Annotated in this window: 16 protein-coding genes; 2 read left to right on the forward strand and 14 right to left on the reverse strand. The window is 45.1% G+C overall.

The annotated features are described in order from the left end of the window. Positions 1-19 precede the first annotated feature (19 nt). Positions 20-1,321, reverse strand: a complete 1,302-nt coding sequence (locus ACFPA1_RS23095; RefSeq protein ID WP_378586055.1) for an ABC transporter substrate-binding protein — start codon at positions 1,319-1,321, stop codon at positions 20-22. 450 nt (positions 1,322-1,771) lie between these two features. On the opposite strand from ACFPA1_RS23095, the gene ACFPA1_RS23100 reads away from it, so the two are divergent. Both ACFPA1_RS23100 and ACFPA1_RS23105 read left to right on the forward strand, forming a co-directional pair. Beyond that, entirely contained in the window at positions 1,772-2,944 is a 1,173-nt protein-coding gene (locus ACFPA1_RS23100; protein ID WP_378586057.1) for a sensor histidine kinase, read from the forward strand. 32 nt (positions 2,945-2,976) lie between these two features. Further along, on the forward strand, positions 2,977-3,660 hold the full coding sequence (locus ACFPA1_RS23105; protein ID WP_378586059.1) for a response regulator: 684 nt from the start codon (positions 2,977-2,979) through the stop codon (positions 3,658-3,660). 51 nt (positions 3,661-3,711) lie between these two features. Here the strand turns inward: ACFPA1_RS23105 and ACFPA1_RS23110 are convergent, their stop codons facing one another. From ACFPA1_RS23110 to ACFPA1_RS23170, 13 genes are all read right to left on the reverse strand, one after another. Beyond that, positions 3,712-6,924 carry a chondroitinase family polysaccharide lyase gene (locus ACFPA1_RS23110; protein WP_378586062.1) on the reverse strand — a complete coding sequence of 1,071 codons (3,213 nt, stop codon included), beginning with the start codon at positions 6,922-6,924 and terminating at the stop codon, positions 3,712-3,714. A gap of 309 nt (positions 6,925-7,233) precedes the next feature. Next, positions 7,234-8,235 carry a tagatose-bisphosphate aldolase gene (gene lacD, locus ACFPA1_RS23115; protein ID WP_378586065.1) on the reverse strand — a complete coding sequence of 334 codons (1,002 nt, stop codon included), beginning with the start codon at positions 8,233-8,235 and terminating at the stop codon, positions 7,234-7,236. A 15-nt stretch (positions 8,236-8,250) separates the two neighbouring features. Continuing rightward, positions 8,251-9,186, reverse strand: a complete 936-nt coding sequence (lacC, locus tag ACFPA1_RS23120; RefSeq protein ID WP_378586068.1) for a tagatose-6-phosphate kinase — start codon at positions 9,184-9,186, stop codon at positions 8,251-8,253. Beyond that, the gene (gene nagA / locus ACFPA1_RS23125) at positions 9,183-10,361 is read right to left on the reverse strand and encodes an N-acetylglucosamine-6-phosphate deacetylase (RefSeq protein ID WP_378586071.1); all 1,179 of its coding nucleotides are present in this window, start codon (positions 10,359-10,361) and stop codon (positions 9,183-9,185) included. The genes lacC and nagA overlap by 4 nt, the downstream gene beginning before the upstream one ends. 41 nt (positions 10,362-10,402) lie before the next feature. Then, a complete protein-coding gene (locus tag ACFPA1_RS23130; protein WP_378586074.1) occupies positions 10,403-11,572 on the reverse strand; it encodes an SIS domain-containing protein in 1,170 nt (389 codons plus the stop codon). A 13-nt stretch (positions 11,573-11,585) separates the two neighbouring features. Beyond that, complete coding sequence (locus ACFPA1_RS23135; RefSeq protein ID WP_378586076.1) at positions 11,586-12,488, reverse strand: ROK family protein; 903 nt, start codon at positions 12,486-12,488, stop codon at positions 11,586-11,588. A gap of 179 nt (positions 12,489-12,667) precedes the next feature. Continuing rightward, positions 12,668-13,402 (reverse strand): GntR family transcriptional regulator, encoded by a 735-nt coding sequence (locus ACFPA1_RS23140; RefSeq protein ID WP_378586079.1) that lies wholly within the window; start codon positions 13,400-13,402, stop codon positions 12,668-12,670. 147 nt (positions 13,403-13,549) lie between these two features. Beyond that, positions 13,550-14,467, reverse strand: coding sequence for a DMT family transporter (locus ACFPA1_RS23145; RefSeq protein ID WP_378586082.1), 918 nt, complete (start codon positions 14,465-14,467; stop codon positions 13,550-13,552). 150 nt (positions 14,468-14,617) lie between these two features. Next, on the reverse strand, positions 14,618-15,385 hold the full coding sequence (locus ACFPA1_RS23150; protein WP_378586084.1) for an SDR family oxidoreductase: 768 nt from the start codon (positions 15,383-15,385) through the stop codon (positions 14,618-14,620). A gap of 112 nt (positions 15,386-15,497) precedes the next feature. Next, positions 15,498-15,884, reverse strand: coding sequence for an FxsA family protein (locus tag ACFPA1_RS23155; protein WP_378586086.1), 387 nt, complete (start codon positions 15,882-15,884; stop codon positions 15,498-15,500). A gap of 42 nt (positions 15,885-15,926) precedes the next feature. Next, complete coding sequence (locus ACFPA1_RS23160) at positions 15,927-16,412, reverse strand: SRPBCC family protein (RefSeq protein ID WP_378586089.1); 486 nt, start codon at positions 16,410-16,412, stop codon at positions 15,927-15,929. Between the two features lie 152 nt (positions 16,413-16,564). Then, positions 16,565-16,885 (reverse strand): hypothetical protein, encoded by a 321-nt coding sequence (locus ACFPA1_RS23165; protein ID WP_378586091.1) that lies wholly within the window; start codon positions 16,883-16,885, stop codon positions 16,565-16,567. Between the two features lie 21 nt (positions 16,886-16,906). Further along, positions 16,907-22,633, reverse strand: a complete 5,727-nt coding sequence (locus tag ACFPA1_RS23170) for a hypothetical protein (RefSeq protein WP_378586094.1) — start codon at positions 22,631-22,633, stop codon at positions 16,907-16,909. Positions 22,634-23,041 lie beyond the last annotated feature (408 nt).

Raw genomic sequence — 23,041 nt, forward strand, 5'->3', positions numbered from 1 at the left:
GTGCCAAGTTCGATGCTAATTACTTTTCTCCATACTTACTTGCCCATTCGTCTTTTACGCGTTTCGTGATGTCTTTGATGGTGTCATCAACTGATTTTTGGCCAATTAATGCAAGCTCTCCCTCTTGCTTGAAGATTTGTTCAACGACCACGTTTTTCACACCTGGCAGCATTGGGTATTCTGGATATTCTTTTGTTTCCAAGAAATAATGAAGGTTCTTTGGCTTTTGTGAACCGTCGCCAAGATAAGCCGCTTCCACATCCTTGTCCATATATCCAGTTAAATAGCCTGCTCCAGCAAGAAGCTCTGCCCCTTCTTTACCTGTCATGTACTTCAGGAATTCAAATGCTTCTTTTGGATGTTTCGTATTTTTGTTCATCATGATCGAAACTGGCAATGCCAATGAAGTATTCTTGGCAACGCCTTCTGGATGCGGAATTGGAACAACATCCCAATCAAACTTTAAGGTTCCTTCTTTTTCCCCCTGACGAAGCTGAGCAACATGCCAATCGCCAATGATGTTCATCGCAATATTTCCTTTTTGGAAGGCGGCATTATAATGTGCTCCTGTTGATACCTGTTCAGACCATTTCATGATTGAACCGTCCTTTTCAAGGTCAACCCTGGTTTGCAAGGCATCCTTAAATGGTTTCAGGTCTTTATCAATAATCGATGCTCCCTTTTGAACAGCACCCATGTACCAAGTTTGCGGCCATTGCTGCAGGTATGCTCCGTATACTTTGTTTTCTCCGCTGCCGCTTGTCATCTTCTTGGCTAATTCACGGAACTCATCCCACGTCATATCATCGCTTGGATATGGAACGCCTTTTTGATCGAATAAAGTCTTGTTATAGTAGAGCATCCAATTGGACTTACGGTAAGGAAGGCTGAGTACTTTTCCATCATATTTATAGGTGTCATACATCGACCCGTATCCGGAAACATCGACGCCGCTGTCTTTAATGTACTTATCTAGCGGTGCCAGAATTCCTGTGTCTACCATGTTATCCATTTGACCAGTAAATAGGTCATAGCCTTCTCCGCCAGAAAGCTGCATGCGGATTTTTTCATAATATTGCTGTTGCGGGAAGGTTTCAAATGTAATGTCGACATTCGGATGATCCTTTTTGAAATTTTCATAGCCTTGTTTAAAAATAGCTTCATCTGCAGGGAAAACAGCCATTTTCAAACTTACTTTTTCATTGGAACTCTTCTCTTCTTTTGGTTTTGCGCTGCTCTTTTCTGTTTCCCCATTGGAACAGCCAACAATCAAACTAAAACATAAAAGCAATAATGCCACTAAACTAAAACGTTTTTTCATACATTGTCCCCCTTAAAATTTTTAATAGTTTGTTATATACTCAGTGTAAGGGTTTCCACTTTTCGAAATAAGTCGAAAATTTTCTTCCCCCTTTTTTGGCAGCCGGGAGTGACGATTGTGATTTTTCTATGCTTGATTTTTATGGTTTTTTTAATCTTTTTTATCTATAAATACCTTAGCAGCAGATCCATTTTCTTTTTATGTACATTGACAATTGGGTGGATTTTGGCCTATATTTCATTCACCCTCTATTTATCAAAATTTAATTATTACTATAATGTTGTCAATCAATTCATTGATTTTGGCCCAGGAACCTGGAATCGACTTGTCCTGAAAAACTTTGATGCTCATACGTTAATTCGGCTGTTTAACCTAGGGATTATCTTATTTTATTTTTCCTTCCTTAGTTTTTCTATTTCGTTTATCAGCAGTCTCAGGAGTCATCCTAGATTGCGTTTCATTTACCTGGGACTAGGGATTGTCGGGATCGTTCAGTTTCTTTTTTACGATCCAAGTCTTAATCTAATGCTTCAGGATTTGGCCTTTAACGCAGGTAAAATTGATCTTTATGAGCAATGGAGCCATACGGGCGATATTGTCTTTCAAGTGATGAATGATACGTATCTGGTTCTTAGCCTTTCCTTATTTTTGTACCATTACATCCGTTATTACCAATTAAGATCGATTCGGGACCATACATTCTATATCACTATTAGTTTGCTCCCATTAACTTTTGTACACCTGTTCATTTTTTACTGGGCACCTGCCAACTTTGTCAGAATCACCTTCAGTAAAAGCTTTATCAATTATGTCCAGCCTTCGATTAACTTGTTTTTAATGGAATATCGCTTTTTCCCGCTCTTGGCAATTGGAGCAATCGGCATCATGCTCTATAATATTTACAAATTCAAAGCAAACGAAGCGCGCTATTCCAACATCAATATCATTACCAAAAAGAAAATTGACACCGCCTCACTTGGGATTCGAGCCTTCACCCATGCGATCAAAAATCATCTGCTGGCAATCCGCTCCGAGGCTGAATATTTACAGGAGAAATTCGCGGATGATGAAGATGCACTGTACAGCCTGAAACTCATTACAGAGTCGTGCGAGCAGTCGTTCCAAAGCATTAATCAAGCAAACGATAAGCTCAAGCAAATCACTTTAAACATTAAGGCTGTTCCGCTCGACGTACCCATCGAAAGAGCCATTCAGCGGTTTCGTTCAAGCTTGACGAATGTTGAAATTCATTTTGAAAAAACAGATTCTAGCATTCTTGTCTACATGGATGAAGAATACATCTACGAAGTGCTCAATAATATCCTTAAAAATTCGGTGGAGGCACTTTCTAATTCCGGCGGGTCTATTTGGATCAACGTAAACTATGTAGATCAGTGGGGAACGATTTCAATTCGGGACAACGGACCAGGAATCGAAGCGGATCATGTGGAAGAAATTTTTACCCCCTTCTTCTCGACAAAACCGAGCATCACCAATTGGGGAATCGGCCTGTCATTCTGCCACAAGGTAATCACAGCACATAGCGGCAAGATTGAGGTTAAAAGTGAATTAGGTAAATATACACAGTTTGATATTCTATTGCCACTGGTAAAAAGGGTATAAAATATACCCCGTATCTGGGGGGAGGTATTTTCGTGGAAAATATTCATATTTTAATAGCAGACGACATGGAAGCCCATCGCAGAAGGCTTGAAAGAATCATCAACAGTGTGGACAGCCTTTCGATCGCAGCTTCTGCCAAGAGCGGCTATGAGGCTGTCGCCTATGCGGCCATTAAGAAACCGGATATTGTTTTGATGGACATTGAAATGGAGAGTCAAATGGCGGGCGTTAAGGCTGCTTCAGAGATTCATAAGATTCTACCCGATACAAAAATCATTATGCTGACGGTTCACCAGGATAATAATATTGTATTTGCCGCCTTCCAAACCGGCATCGTCGACTATTTAATGAAAGCGGCACCAAAGGAAGAAATCATTGAAGCGATTTATTCGGCTTACAACAACCAATCGCCCATCCGCCCGATTATCGCCGAAAAAATTAGAACGGAGTTTGCCCGTATCAAAAAATCAGAGGATCAATTAACGCACTTTTTTAAAATCATTGCCAACCTAACTCAATCCGAACTCGAGATATTAAAGCTGCTTTGCAGCGGCTTAAAGCGTAAGGAAATTGCTGACATCCGCGCCGTCGAAGTCGAAACCATCAAAAAGCAAATCAGCAGCCTATTGAAAAAATTCGACAAAAACAGCACCAAAGAAATCATCACAGAAGTCAACGAACTGCGACTGTTTGATTTGATTAAGGATATATCATGATGCATGGGGACGGTTCTTCTGCTTCAAAAGCAGAAGAACCGTCCCCTCGTCTTATTTTGACTGCAGGACAACTTCTAGTGGCTGTGCATCCTTGCTATCAAACTCTATTACGGTGCGGCCATTCTCTGATGAAAGAATTCTGATGCGGGAATCTGTTGAAGCAAGTGTCCATTCCCCCTCAATAGTCAGCTTCATCGGACGCATGATACTTTCTGCATGACGCCATTTACGGGAATAGATGCTGACTTCCTTTTGCACCCCATTTTCATCATATTGATCCGCTTCGGTACCCTCGTATAAGCGTAAATCAGGGTCAACCGCGCTAAGGACTAACTTTGCACCGTCCATCTTAGTCATGACCATTGCTGGTGTATCGACGGCACGCACAATTCCTTGATTGATAGAGTCGTTTGCTTCAAACAAGGCATAGCCTGTAATCCCAGTTAGACGGTCTTGAACGATATGGGCCAACCGATTCTGCTGGAGGACCGTGTAAGGGGTCTTGCCAGGGTCTTCCATGGAGGCAGCAAAATCGGCCATTTGATTTTCATTCGTATTCACCAAAACAGCATACTGGTACTTTCCATCCTTTGGTGCTTTCCCGTGATCAATCCAAGCCGTTGAAAAATTCCCTGACGTGTCTGATCCGTCCTTCTGGTTTTTGGACTGCTGCAAAGACCTTGAAATGGATATGGTTTGTCCGGACGGTACATAAAAACCATTATGCTTATTGTCAACCAGCCATGCGTCTTGGGTGAGTGCGAGCTGATTTTGATAAGGGAATGCTGAAATCGCGCCTGTGTTGGACATCCACACCGGCTCCGCTTCTGTTTCCATGTAATTTTGGAACAGTGTCGTCTCGGTTGGATATTCACTGTTATTATTTTCAATATCCGAACCAAGGGCAACAATTCGATTGTCAAAGAAGAAATAGGATTTCCGTGCCCGATGGGTTCCATCATATTTTGGATGCTCATGCAGCTTCATGGCGAACATGCCATTCTGTCCTTGAAGGCTCAAGCTTCCGGAATAGGTCTCATCGGAAATCAGCATTTCTTCGATGCCGCTAAAACGGTCAACGTTTCGGACATCGGAACGCAATTTATCAAACGGCAGATGAATCGTCGTTGTCCCCGGCCAGCGGTTCCAATCCCAGCCTTCCTGCACATAGCCGCTGTCCCGGTGATTAGAGGCCCCCATGATTTGCATTTGCCCATAGGACATATAACGACCATATAAATTGGCATCCTGATAGGTCTCATTCCCCCATAAATAGCGGCTATAGCCCTTCACACCGACAAGCCAATTGTCCCGTCTTTGAATGCCAAGATTAGCGTAATTCATCGACCAAAATCCGGTTGGGGCTGCCTCTGCCGTTATACCCTGCTGCTTAAACTGCTTAGACCATGTATCATCCTTGTCGATGAGCCTTAAATAAGCGGCCGCCACTTCATGGTCAATCGGCTCTTTCCCATCTGGGGATCCCGCCAACGCCATATACCGGAATGGAGGCAGTGTCAACGCACCTTTTCCGTCCGGATGGCGACCGGCTACACTGATCAGCCATTGGGTTTTGTTTGAATACAGGCGCATCGACATCAATGCTTTTTTCAATGTTTCATGAGCATCCTCGGTAACTCTAAAAGGACCTCCTGATAATACATACATAATCGGTGTAACCCCGGTGAAGGCATCCTTTGCATACGCTGGGTAATGATTGTCATGGTGATAGGCAGAACCGTCCTTCTTAAAGGCAGGGTCTAAACCTTTCGCCGGAACAAGTCCTTGCGACAGCCAAGAGGTGAAGCTTTCCATATCTCTTATTTTTTCCTTCGAATCCTCCTGGACAAGGATACTGGCCAGCATTCCATTTAAGGTGGTGTTTAGGATGTCGATATTACTGACAACCTCTTCTTTAGGTGTATAAATTTTTCCTGCACCACTTAACCAAAACAGAGCTTTTTGAGTCCGCTCCAGAAGACCGGCTTCTTTTAAAACATCCCGCATCAGGAAGGCGGATGAATAAAACCCGCGGATATTATAGCCGAGATGGTGCATCGTTCCTTGCCCGCTCCCGTCGGCCCAGCCTTGATCGGCCAAATGGTCGGACAAGTCGATATACATTTGTTTAAGCTCATTTTTGGTTGTCTCATCCGTGGCAGACAGATACGTGTTAGCGACTAAATCCATGAAGTCAGTGAAAGCCCTAAGATCGGCTGTATTGCTAAGCTCTTTAAAATCCGGTTTTATGGCCGCCGGAGCCTGGTCAAAGTGCGGCATAAACAGGGAAGCACCGTGTATTCCATATTCATCACGGGATATTCCGAATGACGCATAGCGGCTGCGAATGTCAGCTAGCAGTGTATCTGTTACCTTTTGCTTTTTAGAAAGTAACTCTGTGAATTTTGTTTCGATTTGGCGAATACCAGCCAGGCTTTCTTCGGTTACATTGGTTTGAGGTTCTGGTGGTGTAAGCTTGGAATAATTCAGGAGACCAAGCCAATGGGCGTTTGCCGCTTCCATCACGTCCGGATTCACAAATGGTGCTTGAGCATCCGGGGTATGGTGCCGCGGGTCAATTGGAGTTGATAGCATCATGGAGTCAAAATACAATGTCCCTGATTCGGATTTAGGTGCAACAACTGTCATGCGGTTCATGTGCGGGTGTGGCGTTCCTTGCATATCACGTTCAAATGATACCCAGACGGTCCGCCATCCTGTAAAGTTCAGGTTCATGTCAAACCAGCTGTCGACGTTATTGCCTCGGCCAAATTGAAAGGTGGCTGTGTCGTTGACAGGCTTTTCATTATAGACCCAGACGACAAAGGACTTGATCGATTGGTCTTGATTGTTGGGGACAAATGGTGTAAATCCAATTTTCTCATTGACGATTAGCTTGGACCCGCTCGTGTAGTTCCATTTCAGCGAATTTTTGCCGTCCTTAGAGTGGTGGCCATCCAGCTCGAGAGCCGCACCCTTGTCTGTCTTGAACGTCTTCGGGATGCCGTTTTCAAACAAGAAAAGCGGGATTCCTAGAGCTTTTGCATCACTTTCTAGCTGCGTGGCACGAGTTGATAGGTCCTCCTCACCTGCAGAAGTGGCCGTACTAGAGGCGGCCAATGCCGTTTTTGGGCTGATTGTTTCAGGCGGTACAATCGTCAATGGCACTGTCAAGGCCGCTGTTAACGTCAAGGCGGTGAGCCGTTTTCCATAACCCTTGTCCTCTTTCTGCTTTTTCTTAAAATCTCTCATTCTTTTTTCCATCTCCTTCCCCTTCTATAAGCTAAAACGCTTACAATTACCATTCTAGGGAGAAACAAAGAGATGACGGAAGGTGAAAACTTTATACCCCTGGCGCTTCACCGCATTATCGAGAATAGGTCAAAAGCCCAGTTTGTTAACGTTTAAAGATTGGCTTTTAAACACAAAAAACCCTTGTGTGTAAGGGGAAAAGACCTCTTTTATTTGCCTTCTTAAAGACAAAACCACACCGCCTGAGGAGGAAAATGTCTTTAAGAGGGCTTTTTTCGGACGGTTCTTTTGCTTTTGAGGCAAAAGAACCGTCCCCGTGCATCAGCGATAGATTCCTAGAGCGGTCTTTTCAAACCAAGAACTGGCCGTTTCTTTCAGGACTGCGTTCAGTTCTTGGATATTTCTACTCCCAGTACCCTGGAGCCATGCACGGCTTGCGTCTTCACCTTGTTCGGCAAATGGAGCAACACCGTTCTTCCAGGTAGCCCGGCCGCATAAGACACCGTTAAAGGTGGACCCGGATGCCTTGGCAAATTTCAATGTTTCCTGGAACAATTGGGCACTTACCCCGGCGCTTAAGAAGATAAACGGAAGGTCCGTTGCCTCGCTTTGCTCCTTGAAATATCCGGCTGCTTCTTCCTTCGAATAAGCGACGTCCCCATCTGTATACCCTTCTACAAAGTTCATATCAACAGGCACTTCTACCTTCAAAACGTCCACCTGGTACTGCGGCTTAGAGAATTCTCTCATCGCCTCAATGACTTTATGCGGCTTCACTTTCGCATATTCCAAGCTTTTCACATCTTCGTTTTTGGCATCGTAGGTAACAATCTCAAGGAAGAACGGAATATCCTCTGCAGCACACTCAGAGCCTACACGCTCCATATAAACATGCTTGTATTCATTAATTTTTGCATCTTCATCCACATCATAATACAGCAGGAATTTTACTGCATCGGCTCCAGCTTCCTTCAGGCGCCGTACCGACCAGTCCGCCAATAAATCAGGCAAGCGGCCCACAGCGGACGCATCGTAGCCTGTTTTTTCATAGGCCACTAATAAACCTGCTTCTGGATGACGGACTTTTGCTGCAGGGAGCCCATATTCCGGGTCTAATAGAATCGAAGTTGCATAGGGAGTCAACTCTTGCGAAACTAATTCCTTAAAGCGGACGATGCCCTCATCCCCGACAGGACTTTTGCTCCCGGAGGCAATCATCTTCTTCAATGAACCGCGCTGGTCAATCGCCAATGCACCAATAATCCCATTTTCATCTGACAAACGTTTAAGCGCTTCTTGTTTATTTTTTGTTAGCTTTAACATGGTCAATCACCCCTATTAATCTATTTTTTCCACTTGAACCAATTCAAAAAATCGACTGAAATGAGCAGTATTAATATGGCCTGTGGCTGCTTCCATCGTATTTAACATTCCCGTGGTCATTGCCGTTTTCAGCACCACCGGGACGGGCTGCTTGTGTTTCAAAGCCACAGCAAGCCCGGCAACCGTTGCGTCACCAGAGCCGACCGGGTTCACCACATCAATCGGAGGGATGGTAACCCTGTAAAAATCTGATTCGTGCTTTACAAAGGCCCCAGCCCCGCCCATGGAGACGACAATCCACTCGATCCCTTGAAACATATCGTCTTCTAACGCCTGCGACAGGCTGCTAATGCTTTGTTCCACTTCCCTGCCGAGCAGCTGCGTTAGCTCCGTGATATTGGGTTTAATGGCAAATGGCTTTACGTTATGTAACAGAACTTGCCGCAGCGGCTCCCCTGATGTATCAACAATGACAGGAATCCCCTTGTCTCGGCCCATTCCCACCATATGCTGGTAAAAGCTAGAAGCCAGACCTTTCGGTAAACTGCCCGAGATGGTTACCAAAGATACATTAGAAAGAAGAGTTTCGTATTTTGCTAGAAAGGCAGACCCATCTTCCGCAGTCAAGGTCGGTCCCGATTCCAAAATTTCTGTCTGCTTGCCGTCATGGAGAATCGCGATGCAGTTTCTTGATTCTTGGTTTATTTTTAAAAAATTGTTTTCAATTTCGGCTTTCGTCAATTCCTGAATGATGTAGTCGCCAATCGTTCCACCCAGCACTCCTGTCGTGAGAACGTCCTCGCCCAGCTGCTTGATGACGCGGGACACATTTAGGCCCTTGCCGCCTGCGGTTTTGCTGTCGGCTTCGACCCGGTTTACATCATCGAGCTTGAAATGTGGGATTGGATAGGAAATGTCAACAGATGGGTTCATCGTGACCGTTAAAATCATCGAACTCCCTCCTTCTGCGTGAAGTTTTCGGCCTTGTACCGGCAAACACCGTCAAGGTACGTAGCCATAAGCTCCAGATCCGGTGTCAGTACAATAAAATCGGCTGCAAGACCGCTTGTGATTTTGCCGCATTCCCGGTCCAGCTGAATACTTTTCGCAGGTGCGGTACTTGCCATATAAATAGCTTCCTCAGGGGTTGCAATCCCCCAATCCACTACATTTTTAACAGCTTCGATTAATTGCAAAATACTCCCCGCCAGACTTCCGCTCTCCAAACGGGCAGCCCCGTCCTTCACTACAACTGGAAATTCACCGAGCTGATAACGGCCATCCGGCATCCCGCCCGCCATCATGCAATCGGTAACGAGAACGGTTTCCTTCCTGCCCCGTGCATTCATTAAAATATGGGCGGCTGCAGGATGGACATGGTGACCATCACAAATAATTTCCGCAAAGACATCCGGCAGAGTCATCGCCGCACCTGCCATCCCCGGCTCACGATGATGCAGGCCGCTCATGCCGTTAAAGGTATGAACAAAGATTGATGCACCCTTTTCAACCGCCTGTTTTGCCTCTTCATAAGTGGCATCACTATGCGCTAACGCCACCATCACCTGATTTTTCACAGCATGTTCGATAAATTCCAGAGCCCCGTTCCGTTCCGGGGCAAGGGCAATTTTTCTAATAAAACAATTTGATTTTTCTTGCCAGGTTTCCAGCTTTTCCACTGATGGGTCACAGAAATATTTAGTGTTTTGCGCGCCTTTATGTTTTTCTGTGAAAAATGGACCTTCTAAAAAGATTCCTCGGATTTTTGCTCCTTGAACGCTTGAATAATGTTTGCCAATCATCGTGACCACATCGTTCAATGCCTCAGTGGATGAGGTTAGCGTTGTCGGCAAAAACGAGGTGACACCGCACGAGAGCAGTCCCTCAGAAATTGCCTTTAACCCCTCGGGATCATTGTCCATGACATCATGATTTCGGAAGCCATGAATATGCGTATCAACCAAACCCGGAGCGATCCAATAGCCGGAATAATCGATGACTGTCGCAGACGGATTCGGCAGTTGATGATGGTAATAGGAAAATTTGCCCTCTTTAATTTCCAAAAAACCTGGTCCTGCCACCCCGTCCTCAAGAAAAAACTGATCTGCATAAATAAATAGCTCCATACCTGCACCTCTATGAATAATGGATGCGGATGACATCCTTCTTAATTTTTGTACTCGTGAATGGTTACTCCCTTAACTACCCGATTAACGGTTCCGCTCGGTGATGGCGTATCCGGTGTATTCCCTACTTTTATGGAAGAAAGCAGAGCGATAGTCTGCCCAACCATCACAAACGGCAGTGACAGATAAGCATCCGGTACAATGCCCGCCTCACGGTCAAATAAAAAGCTGTCACCCGAATAATTGCTATCCCCGTCGACGCTAATCGCACAAATGAGACTCGCAACCTGATCCTGCTTCAATTCATTCAACATATCCAGATCGTACTTACGGGTATAGTACTGATTGGAGACAAAAGTAAATATGACAGCTTTATCATTCACAAATGATTTCGGACCGTGTCGGAATCCGAGCGATGAATCAAAAGCAGTGGCTATTTTTCCAGCAGTTAATTCAAGAATTTTCAACTGTGCTTCTCTCGCCAATCCCTCAAAACCGCCCGATCCAAGATAAATAATCCGTTCAAAATCCACTGCAAGCATTTCTGAGATTTCCGCTTCTCTGCTGATGACACTTTCCCCCATAGTGCGGATGGTTTTAACAATCTGTCCCTTTTCTTCATCTGACAATGTATCGAAAATAAGCAGGGCAGTTAGCGCCATACAGGTGTAGCTTCCGGTCATTGCAAAGCCTTGGTCATTGGATTTCTCCGGCATTAATAATAGAAGATTCTCATCATCTCCTGCTGCCCGCTGCGCCAATTGACCTTCCTTTGAACAGGTAATCGTGATTTGATAGAGATTCGTAACGATTTGCTGTGCAAGCTCAACGGTCGCCACACTTTCCGGACTGTTGCCGCTTCTAGCAAAAGAAACCAGCAAAGTCGGGATATCGGCTTTCAAAAATTGATAAGGGTTGGACACAATCGCTGTCGTTGGAACACTCTGCACATCCCACTGTTTTTCATCGACTTTTCCTTTTAAATATGGAGTAACGGTGTCGCCGACATAAGCAGAAGTTCCAGCCCCTGTAAAAATAACGCGAACCCGGCCATGCTTTTCTGTAATGTTCTGCAAAAATGCTTGGATTTTTTCAATTTTCTCATTATAAAGTGTAAACGTTTCTGCCCATAATTCAGGCTGCTGTTTAATTTCCGCTGTGGTAATCTCCGCACCTAACGGCTTTAATTTTTCCAAACTTAACGTAAACATTCTCGACACTCCTTTAATTTTCTTCAAATACCTTGAGGCCCGCACCGATGATGCCGTTATCCTGCTTGATGGTACTGACAGACATCCGGTGTAATACATGCTGTTGTTGAGGAATTTGATAGGATTTTAGTTTTTCTTTTATGATTTCAAGTAAAAAAGGATTATTGGCGATCACGCTGCCGCCAAACACGATTTTATGCGGATCTAATAGACAAGAAATCGAATAGAGACCCTGTGCCCAATAATCCGTTACTTCATCGATGATTGGCTGATACTCAGGCACTCCAGCTTGATAGCGCTCAAAAACATCTTTAGTTGATACAATCTCCTCCAGCACTGTTTCAGCCAGTTTTGCAATTGCCGGCCCAGCAGCCGCTTTTTCCAATCGCTCCAATTTCAGGCCGGGTGCCTTTGATAGAATCGGAATTAATCCAAACTCTCCGGCAAAACCCGCCCCCCGGAAAAAGGAACCTTGATGAAGGATCGCACAGGAGATGCCCGTGCTAATCGTTACATAGACAAACGTTTCATTTTTGTTGCCGCCGGCAGCCTTCCACTCGGCAAAGGCGGCCGTATAGACATCATTGTCAATTTCAATTCGCTCGAGTCCAAATTGTTCCCTAAGGCGGTCAGCGACCGGAAACTGGGCCCAAGGCAGATTATTTTGAAAAACAGCAATTCCGGTCTCCCGATCCACCTTGCCCGGTACGCCGACACCAATACCTTCTATGTCAGTAAGCGATAAAGAAGAATCGTTCAGAACCTGTTCTACCGCTTCAACAACTCTAGTAAACATATGCTCTCGATCTGAAGGATCACTTTTCACTTCGGCGCGCTTTAGCAATTTACCGTTTTCTGAGATGAATCCCGCGGCAATCTTGGTCCCGCCGATATCAAGGCCAATGGCTTTTTTCATACTTAGCACCTCGACTGTAAAAAAATTTATGTAAGGATGGGTTGTTGGTACAAGTTAAATTTAAAGAAAAACTCATAGACTAGAATGCTATGAGTTGATTATTTTCATAATATTATTATAACACGCTTACTTGTAGGGTCAACCCAACATATAAAATATAGTATAACATTTTCAAATGATTACGTAAGTTCCGTGTAAAAACGGCAGCGATCACCGCGTACAATCGAACGGCAAAATTCCACCGGCTTCCCGCTCGTGTCAAAAGCAGTCCGTTCTAACAATAGAGCTGGTTTTCCGGGTTCTGTCTTTAGGTATTGGCTTTCATCTGGACGGATTAATACAGGTTCAAACGCCTCTCTTGCCCTGCTGACAACGACGTTAAATTCCGCCTCAAGCAAATCATACAAGGAGGTCTCCCCCACCCTTTTCAATGGCTCGATATTTGGTACAACCCTTTTGGGAAAAAAGGAGGATTCCAGAATATATGGGTCATCATCGACACAGCGAAGGCGCTTCATTTCAATGACCTGTTCATCGCCGGTTACCTGCAGTTCTTCCATGATCTCCGGGGTTGGTTTGACTTCCCGGATGTCTATGACAATGTCATTAGGGACCATCCCTTTTTCCTTAAAGCCCTTGCTGAAGCTATATAAGCCCATTAAGGATTGCTGCATCAGCTTCGGCTTCGCCACAAACGTGCCTTTTCCCTGAATTCGATAAAGCAGCCCGTCCTGAACGAGTTCCTCAATTGCTTTTTTTGCGGTATTTCTACTAACATTATAATCATTCATTAATTGATGCTCGGATGGAATTTGATCCCCAGGCTTCCAGTCACCACTATCAATCGACTGTTTTAATCTTTCCTTAAGCTGATGATAAAGCGGGATCACACTATCACTTTGCAATGGTTTCATCGTAATCTACCTTCCTCACGATATGACAGGTTCAGGCTCATTATACCATCAATTGTACCATCAATCCATCAAGTTTTACATAAAAATGATGCATAGGGACGGTTCTTATGCATCAAAATAGTGAGGCATGAGAACCGTCCCCATGCATCACAGTGGGGGCTGGACGCTTACTGGTTCGATTGCTGGTGTGTGTTTTTTGGATCCGAGTGTGTTGACGACGATAACACCGGCAATGGCAACTGCGCCCCCGATGATGGAAATGAAGCTTGGCTGTTCTTTGATCCAAATCCAGGCAATGAGGATGGCGAATACCGGTTCAAAATATATCATGCTCATAACCGACCCGGATTTTCCTAAGGAGAGGGCAATAGTCCATGTGACATAGCCAATCGCAGTTGGAAAAATCCCTAAATAAATAGCCGATAAATGGGCATCCAAGGTTGCGTGCTGCAGTTCTTGAAAATATCCCGGAAAGTAAATGAAAAAAGGAATCGTTCCAACCCAGGTAAAGTAGGCTGTTAATTCTATCGATGAATAGCGTCTCAAGAGAGGCTTTTGAAAGGCAAACATCACCGATGTCCCCAAGGCAGCGATTAATAGTAGGAACACCCCGCTGGAGATATGGAAAGACGAGCCTGCTGTTTCAAGTGCAATGATACCGATTCCCAAAAATCCCAAACCTAAGCCAATCCAGCCAAACAACCCTAGCCGTTCCCTTAATACGAATAGAGCAATTAGGGCAGTAAAAATAGGCGTTGACGAAATCAGCATCGCCGCGACTCCTGCATTTACGGTTTTCTCACCGAAAGCAACGCCGATATGATAAATACTGATCCCTACAAACCCCAATATCACAATTTTCAGTATATCCCCTTTTTGTGGCAGACGGAATTTAACACCGGGCCATAGCGCGTAAATCGCAAATAGTGCCGAAGCGATAAGGTATCGAGTGAGGATTAGATGCCCTGGAGAATAGCCTCCATGTAAAATCACACGAATGGCAGGGAAAGATGCTCCCCATATCATAACGGTAAACAACGCAATGGTTAAAGCTTTTATGTTCAAAATCCCCTCACCTCTTTTTTTCTACATAATCTCAAGGTTATCACGGTGATAACATTGTTTCAATTCAAAAATATGGAAGGGGTAGATTTTAATTTAGGACTGGATTCGTATTCAGTAGCTTTTCACCAATGTGGCCATTTTTTGTGGCCTTCAGCCTTGCCAATCCGGGTTATTTTTCAAAAATCCTTCCCATGCCTTTTGGCTTCCTTTTAAATTTTCTTCTCTTTTTGCTTTAAGCCGGTTCTCAGTTTCGCCATAGCCTATTTCTTGCCGGTTATTTTCGAAACCTTGGAAAATGGTGTCAGCAAAATCGTCCAAAGGTGCCCCGAAGGTATGCAGTCCCACCCCGCCTAAATCTGTATTCACTGCTGGAGGGAAAATTTCAACCACCTCTATACTCGTTTCTGCTAATTGCTGCCTTAAGGAAACTGTAAAGGAATGAAGAGCTGCTTTTGTCGCACTATAGATTGGGACCCATACACCCGGCATCAGCGCCAATCCAGAGGAAACATTAATGATGGCCGCGTCCTTCTGGTTCGTTAACTGCGGGATTAAGAGCATCGAAAGATGAATGGGTCCTTCGACGTTAATGGCGATTTCATTTTGGTAATAGCCCCAATCCTTATCTGGTTTGAGGAGATTCACTCGCTGCTGAATGCCGGCATTGTTGACCAAAATATTTAAAGAAGGAAATTCTTTTGTAACCCATTCCGAAAGCTTGACCCGGTCCTCTATTTTAGATATATCACAAGCATGTATATGTAGTTTAGGATACATTGCCTTTGCTTCTTCAAGCTTTTCCTGGCGGCGGCCCACTATGATGACCTCGTTCCCTCTTTCCAAAAACCGCTCCGCAAACGCCAGGCCAATACCAGAGGAACCGCCGGTTATTAAAATCGTGTTACCTGATAAATTCATCTGTTTACCCCCTTTTATTTTTTAAAAATTAACTTTATCGAATAAAACAGGGGCCCTCCCCGCTGCTTTGCCGCATTAAACTTTTGCAGAAGCAGGGTTTCAGGCCCCTTGCCTATTTTATGATTCGTATATTGCCTTTTTCTATTCGTTTTCTTAGTGCGTTAATCATAAGAAATTTAACCGGCTTTCGAGTTGGAGGGAATAGGAGCAGGAAGCCGAATATGTCACTCAAGAATCCCGGTGTTAACAGCAGGATTCCGCCGATCATGATACAAATGCCGTCCAAAACCGCTTCGCCCGGGATTTGTCCCATTCGAAGCTGCTCCTGGGCCTTCCTAATAGTTTGTAGTCCCTCTCTTTTGGCTAAGTATGCTCCTAACACACCGGTCAAAATAATTAGCACGATGGTAGGCCATACCCCAATTGCTTTTCCCGAAAGAAGCAGAAAACCAATTTCCGCTGCCGGAACGACTATGATTAATAACAGTAAATACCGCATAAAGTTCTCCTTCCAAATGTGTCTATTTCCAGTCCGATCCTTTTATGCATTTGGAGACACTTTCTCAACAGCTTGTTTATATTCCTCATACCACTTTTTCCATTCTTCCATCCGTTCGATGGATTCGCCTTCCATCAAAGCCTTAATCACCTCAAGGCATACATGCCAGCCGGCAAGGTCCTTTGGGGTATGGGGCGTGATTTTTTCAATCTTTTCTATTAAAAATAGCTTGCAGCCGGGAGCTTCCGTGGAAAGTTCGAATCGTACTGCCATGTTACTTCCCCAAGTAAACTCCAATACGGATTGATCTTTGAGGTCCGTGATGGCCATCTTCTCAAAGTTTCCGTCGCCCATATCGAACTTCATAAACCCGCCTTCGCGCAGCTCACCAACACGAAGCTCGTTAAACCACTTGGCTAATTTTTCGTTGTCCGTTAACCAGGACCATACCTCCTCAACGGAATGATCAAAATGCCGCTCGAATCGTGCGTTGTAGCCACTTTCTAATTGTTCTATGACTGCTAGCATCGGTTTCCTTCCTCCCGTAAAGAATATTGTTATTTCCATTATAGGAGAAAAGACGTTTAATTAAAAATAGGAACTCTATTTTTCAAAAGGAAGCATAAAAAATAAGGCTTGCCAAAACGGCAAGCCTCTAAACATATGGCACAAATAGGGAATCAGGTCCCTTCTTCTTTTCTGTAGCCGCGCGGTGTGTTGCATTGTGGACAGGCAGCGTTGTTGGAGTCGAATGGGCTCCCGCAGTTACGGCAAAAGACTACTCCTGCACCAGCAGCAACGGCAGGCTTTGACTGCCCGCCAGCCTGCTTCTCTTTTTGCACCGAGGCCTCCACTGCTACAGCGGCGTGCCCAGCATCCAACATCACCGCCTCTTTTTTAAACTTCTTTAAAACCCCAACGACTACGATCAACGTAATAATATTCACAACCAATCCGGCGGCTGCAATGATCAAAACGAGAAGTGATGTATCTTTAAGCATGATTACGTCTCCCTCCTCTCATTACTTTTCAATAGTCTCGGCTCCATAAGTTTTCCTCTTCCGGACAAGGACTAGCGCCGTAATTACAGCTGCCAGGCTGCCGACACCGCCAATGGATCCCATAAACAAGGTCTTATTGTTATACCAGCGGACAATCGGGTTGGTGGAAACGAGAATGTCATTAACCTTTTTGCTCAGTTCGTTTCCGGCCGCATCTACCGCAATAATCTTCACATTCTGCTTGGAGTTTAAGCTTTGGATATCAAACGTGTAGTTTTCGCCGTCCGCCTTGTGCTCCACTTTTTTTCCATTTAGATAGATTTCGGTATCCTTAAGCACAAGATTATCCTTAACAGAAACCGTTACGTCCTTCGTATCAACAGGATACTGCTCCCCGCTCTCAATATCGATCGGCACAATCACCGGTGCGGTCTTGTCGATACCAAAGGAGATTTCAGCCTGCTTCTTCTCATCGATATTCTCATTGATGTTACCTGCTGCATCTTCGGAATAAAGCGCAACGGTATATTTGCCATCGCCGGTAAATAGCGATTTTTTCACCACATACTTGTATTGACTCCACTGCCCGGCGCCGCCGGTTTCAGTTACGGTATAATCCTTACCCTCCGCCAAATCAGAAGGCGTACCGTTCTTCGTCATTTTGACTTGAATCGTATCAGCTTTCAGGCTATCAACGTTCGTTTCGGTCACGATGACGTCCGTTTCCTTCTGCACATATTTTCCGTCAATCGCCTTCAACGCATCATCGAACACATAAACCGAACCAAAGCGGTTCACAGAGAATCGAATCGTTTTGGAGGTTTCATTTCCGGCAAAGTCCACAAGCGTCGCCGTTAACGTATAAAGGTCATCGATTTCTTTTTTCTTCTCGAAGTTTTTAAACGTAAACACCTGGCCGTTTGGCGCATCGGCATAGTTGCCATCGAGCGCTGCCGGGCCGTGATTCGCTCCTGTCAGCTTGATGCTTACAGCCTTCTGATTGAAATTCGTATCGGAGTACGTAATTACCGGAATTACATCGCCATTGTTAGCCGACTGATCCTGGACACCCGAAATGGTCAGTTCAGGTGCCGTTTGGTCAACGGTGAACTCCTCTGCCTTATAATCGGCCGCAATATTCCCAGCCTTGTCGGTAAAATCAATATCAAAGCTGTACTTGCCATCCACAGCATATTGAATCGTCGCTGTGTGGACGTCACCCTTCGAACTCCAGCCGCTCACTTTCGGGAATGCCGCGGCTGACCCATTATCGCTGGCCGTACCTGTCACCCTTACACGCCCGGCATCAAAGTTATGCTCGGTAATCGAAATCGTTGCCGTCCGGCTGGCTCGATAATAGTTGCCGTTGGCCGCCGAGCCATTATTATAGGAGACTTTAATAACAGGAATGGTTTTATCAATCGTAAACTTCTGCTGCGGCACTGCTGGTGCCGCATTTCCGGCATTATCCTTATACTTGATATCAAAGGTATAATCACCATCCGCGCTGAATTTCACTGTTGCTGTGTGTGTCGTCTTATCCGGGTCCGCCGTATTAACTGCGGTAGTCCAGCCAACCAACGAAGGTAAAGCCCCATCTGTATTTGTAATCAAATGCTCAACATCTTTTGAATTAAAGTTCCGCTCGGTTACCACAACGGTTGCCGTCCGGTCTGCTTTATAAAAATCAGGATAATCCTGATCCGGCGAATTGTTGTCATAAGTCACCTTGATCTGCGGCGCGGTCTTGTCGATACTGAACGTCAGCTCTTTTTCCGACGTGTTGCCAGCCCGGTCCGTCACCTTCGCCTTGACCACAATAGCGTTGCTATTGTTGCTGACCGCAATCGTTTTAGTCATCTCGGTAATAAGGTTTTTATCAGTCTTCTCTACCTGCCAGCCGTCTGAATTGCTGCCAGCCGCAAACGAGCCGTCATTATTAATCTGCAGGCGTCCGCCTTGGTTATTCGCCGTATCATAAGGTGCTACCACCGACCATTCTACCTCATTCAAGCCTGAGTAAGTGTCGGTCACGGTTAGCTTCACATCCACGTTATTCGGGTAAAGCTCGAGACCCTGATTGTCACGATAAGATGTTTCTGCTTTTTCAAGCGTAATATGAGCCTCTTTGGCGTGCTGTGCTTCATCCTCAATGACCGTGCCGTCCGGTGTGGCAAAAGCACTTGTATTATTGACATGGTCCGTCGCTTTAGCAAAAATCTGTCCTTTAAATGCCGCCGGGACATTAAAGCTGAATTCACCTGATGTCGGAACAGCGGCAATGCTGTCAACGGCCGTTGACGTGATTTCCTGCAGCGAACCATCCGCAAGCACCGCATAGAATTTGCCATTCTCGTAATCTTGCAGATAAATCACCATCGATTTAACTTCGCTCGTCGCTTCAAAGCCAATCACCGGGTCCTCCGCTTTCACCGTCACCCGAATCGGCTTTTTGAAAAAGAAGCCATATTCCGTTAGTTCAACTGCTTCCTGAAGACTCTCGGTTGCATCCTGCTGATGGTCATCTGTTGAAAAATGAAAATCGGTAATCATTGGGCTCGATTGGTCTATGAAAATAGTTTTTTCAACCTGTGCCGCATTTCCAGCATTATCAACAGTTTCAACGGCAATATGGTAGGAACCATCTTCATTTCTGGCAATCCTGGAATCACCGGTATCCGTCGCCGCCAAATCTGGGCGATGCTGGACCGCCGACTCTTCATGGTAAAAATACTCATCAACAGGCTGGTCGTTCACGTTGATTTTGACCGCATTGACACCAGAATCGGCATCCTGCACATCGACATCGTACATGACTTCGCCGTTGTAAAACTCTTTTGTATCATCATCCACATAGGATGAAACGCCGTCTTTAGCGGTAATATTGATAGCTGCAGCAGGTGCTGTTTTTTCAATCATCACAACACCGCTATCCTTGGCCTTGATATTCGAATTGCTCGAATTCACCAAATATGGCGTCTGGTTCTTGTTATTCACGTTGTCCGTGACTTCGACTTGGAACGTTCCCTTGAAACGGTCCACATCCAGAGTGTAGGTCGCTTCGGCGGTTAGACCTTGGGTTTCAAAGCTTTCCCGAGTTAACGCCGGTGCCTCTTCCCCCGCGTTCTCTGGAACAGCATTTACCTTTAAGTCCTTTATTCCGGAAGCGTCATCCTTGACCTTCACTGTCACTTCTATTTTTTTATTAAAAAATGTTCCAAAACTAAGGTAGTTTAACACCTTGGCAATCGTGCTGTCGTTGATGACAGCAAAAGTGACCGCCTCACCATCAGCTAGAACCGGTGCGTTTTCATCAATAAAAATTTTCTTTGGTGCTGCATCCGTTTTATTGCCAGCATTATCTTTTACCGTAACGGAAAAATCGTATAAGCGATTTTCTTGATCAAGCGTGCTTGTGTCAATCGCTTCAATCGCCGGACTTACTTGCTTTTCTTGTGAAAAATCATATTCTTTATATTTCTTATCATTTAGATTAATAGTCACCGTGTTGACACCGGATTCTTGGTCTTCTGCTTTGATGTTTACTTTCGCATCACCGCTGTAAAACTCAGTATCATTAACCACATACGGATTTTTTTCTGAGGCAACCGTTAATTCCGCGGTCGGTGCCTTCCGGTCAATCATGAAGTGTCCGTTGCCTTCCGGTTCGATATTCGTTTCGTTAACATCATAGTTTTGTTTGTTATTTACATTGTCGGCTACTTCAACGGAAAACGTCCCTTCGAAACTATCGTCATCAAGGACGAACACGGCCTCTGCTGTCCGAGTATCTTTGCTGAAGGTTTCGGAAACTAATGGAACAACCTTTTTATCAGTCGAATTAGTTGATATGGCATACAACGTAATCTTCTGAACGCCAGATTCCCCATCCTTGGCATCGACGGTCACCTGAATTCCTTTGTTAAAAAACATTCCGAATGTCAGGATGTTTAAAACTTGGGACCAAGTGTCATCGTTAATTTGTTCGACTTTCACAGCTTTGCCGTCAGCTAGTGTCGGGTTCGTCTGGTCGATGTTAATGTTGATTAGTTTTTCGGTGGATTGGTTCCCCGCCTTGTCAACAGCCCAAACTTTGTATTGGCCTTTTTCGACTGGGCCAAAGGTGTAGCGGTTGGTTTTTACATCGAATGTTGCCTCGCTTGGAGCATCCGCGGCATTGCTGTAAAAAACTTTTTCAATAGGAGTAGAGTAGGCAACGCCGTCAAAGCTTTGGGTTCCGTTATCGATTTCACCGGAAACGGTCACGGTGTCACTGAACCATGTCACGTTATTGATGGTGGTTTTGTTTTTTCCATCCAGTGCAGGCTCGCTGACGGCTGGACCTTGGTTATCGAATACCAACAAGATATCGCCATCCATGTTAACCGTTTGCTCGCTCTTTTTCGTGCCTGCAATCTTCACCTTCATGTCTTTAATTGAAGTGGGTTTATTAAAGGTGTACTCCGTTTGCCACTTTTTGCTGGAGCCGGCGGAGGTTTGCAGATTGATAAGGTTGTAGCTTCCAATTGGTGCAATCTTCACCACAGCATCCTTGGAATAGACGCGGATTTCTTTGCCGCCTTCTTTATACGAGTTGAGTAATGCACCGGCGGTTGGTGTAATCGAAACGAATTGCGACCAAGTTCCGTCTAGTATCGGGATTTTCTCAAAGGTTACTTCGATTGAAATTGGCTCTTTTATGTTTTTAACCGTGTAAGAATAAGTCCCGTCCTCATTTTCTGTAAAATTCGCATCAGCGGCGAGATCCACAGCCGTTCCGTTTACCTTGATGGAGGCTACTCGGTAGTCCTGGTTTGGTGTCATCGTGGCTGTTGCTGCGCCGTCATAATCGACTGTGGATTTATCCAGCTTCACATCTCCGTTGCCGCCGCTGACACTGGTTGTTACGGCGTAGGTATTGATGGCAAACTCGATCTTCACGTCGTGATTGGCTGTGACATTTGTGAAAGTGTACTTATAGCTGTCCGGCTCGATTAATGTTACAACCTTGGCTAGGTCGAGGTCGCTGCCATCCAAGTTGATACTTTTGACATGGAATCCGGTTACCGGGGTGACCGTGAAAAATGAGTCCTTGCCGTGCTGAACGTTAACCGTTCCGCCCAAGGAGCTAATCGTTTTGTTTGCGTCGTCCTTTACCGTCCCTTCCTGTTCGTTGTAGGTAAAGGTGACGGTATACGATTTTAATAAAAATTTGACAGTAACGGTCATATCGGCAGAAATTGCAGGGATTGTGCCTGTAAATTTCTGTTTGTCTGAAACATTTTGCGTGATTTCGCCGATGGTAACAGACTCAATGTCATAATTGTCGTCGGGGATGATTTCGACTGATATGTCTTCGTTTGCTGGTACCTCAACCGGATCGTTCTTATATTCCTGCTCATGAACGATTACTTTACCAGATCCGGACTCGACCTTAACTGAGACTTTATAGGAAGTAGCTGTTGCAGTCTGGTCGATTGGACTCTGGGATTCGGTCTGCGTTCCGGATTCGGTTGTCCCTCCTGGAGCCGTTGTTCCACTTGTATTGGTCTGTGTGGTGGTTGGCTCTCCTGATTCCGTTGCTGCCCCGCCAGTTGCTGCAGTTTGACCAGTCCCTACATCTACGGTGTCTGTTGTTTGGGCAAACACCGGCATGATGGCGCCGGCCGGTATGTTAAAGGCAACCAGCAGAATGGAAAGGATGACTGCCAAGAAGCGGGTCGCCCTTGAATTTCTCTTTGTGAACACTTTTTCTCCTCCCCTTGAAAAAATACTATTTTATTAAAATACCTATTGGTTACCACTTTTGGCGATTTTTTTACGTTTGGGTTACTAAGACCCTTATTGGTTACCATATCGGCAATCTTTTGGCGGCTTCGGGCGCCAATAGACCGTATTGATTACCGTTTCGGCAATCTTTTGCCGATTTCGGGCGCCAATAGACTGTATTGGTTACCTTTCCAGTAATCTTTTAGCGGTTTCGGGCACCAATAGACTATATTGGTTACCTTTCCAGCAATCCTTTGGTGGTTTCGGGCGCCAATAGACTGTATTAGTTACCTTCCCAGCAATCTTTTGCTGGTTTCGGGCGCCAATAGACTGTATTGGTTACCTTTCCAGCAATCCTTTGGCGGTTTCGGGCGCCAATAGACTATA

Source organism: Neobacillus sp. GCM10023253, assembly GCF_042653105.1.
Taxonomy (GTDB): domain Bacteria; phylum Bacillota; class Bacilli; order Bacillales; family Cytobacillaceae; genus Neobacillus; species Neobacillus citreus.

Coding starts and splice junctions, on each gene's coding strand:
- ACFPA1_RS23095 (WP_378586055.1), bottom strand. CDS start 1,321: ATGAAAAAACGTTTTAGTTTAGTGGCATTATTGCTTTTATGTTTTAGT.
- ACFPA1_RS23110 (WP_378586062.1), bottom strand. CDS start 6,924: ATGGAAAAAAGAATGAGAGATTTTAAGAAAAAGCAGAAAGAGGACAAG.
- lacD (WP_378586065.1), bottom strand. CDS start 8,235: ATGTTAAAGCTAACAAAAAATAAACAAGAAGCGCTTAAACGTTTGTCA.
- lacC (WP_378586068.1), bottom strand. CDS start 9,186: ATGATTTTAACGGTCACGATGAACCCATCTGTTGACATTTCCTATCCA.
- nagA (WP_378586071.1), bottom strand. CDS start 10,361: ATGGAGCTATTTATTTATGCAGATCAGTTTTTTCTTGAGGACGGGGTG.
- ACFPA1_RS23130 (WP_378586074.1), bottom strand. CDS start 11,572: ATGTTTACGTTAAGTTTGGAAAAATTAAAGCCGTTAGGTGCGGAGATT.
- ACFPA1_RS23135 (WP_378586076.1), bottom strand. CDS start 12,488: ATGAAAAAAGCCATTGGCCTTGATATCGGCGGGACCAAGATTGCCGCG.
- ACFPA1_RS23140 (WP_378586079.1), bottom strand. CDS start 13,402: ATGAAACCATTGCAAAGTGATAGTGTGATCCCGCTTTATCATCAGCTT.
- ACFPA1_RS23150 (WP_378586084.1), bottom strand. CDS start 15,385: ATGAATTTATCAGGTAACACGATTTTAATAACCGGCGGTTCCTCTGGT.
- ACFPA1_RS23155 (WP_378586086.1), bottom strand. CDS start 15,884: ATGCGGTATTTACTGTTATTAATCATAGTCGTTCCGGCAGCGGAAATT.
- ACFPA1_RS23160 (WP_378586089.1), bottom strand. CDS start 16,412: ATGCTAGCAGTCATAGAACAATTAGAAAGTGGCTACAACGCACGATTC.
- ACFPA1_RS23165 (WP_378586091.1), bottom strand. CDS start 16,885: ATGCTTAAAGATACATCACTTCTCGTTTTGATCATTGCAGCCGCCGGA.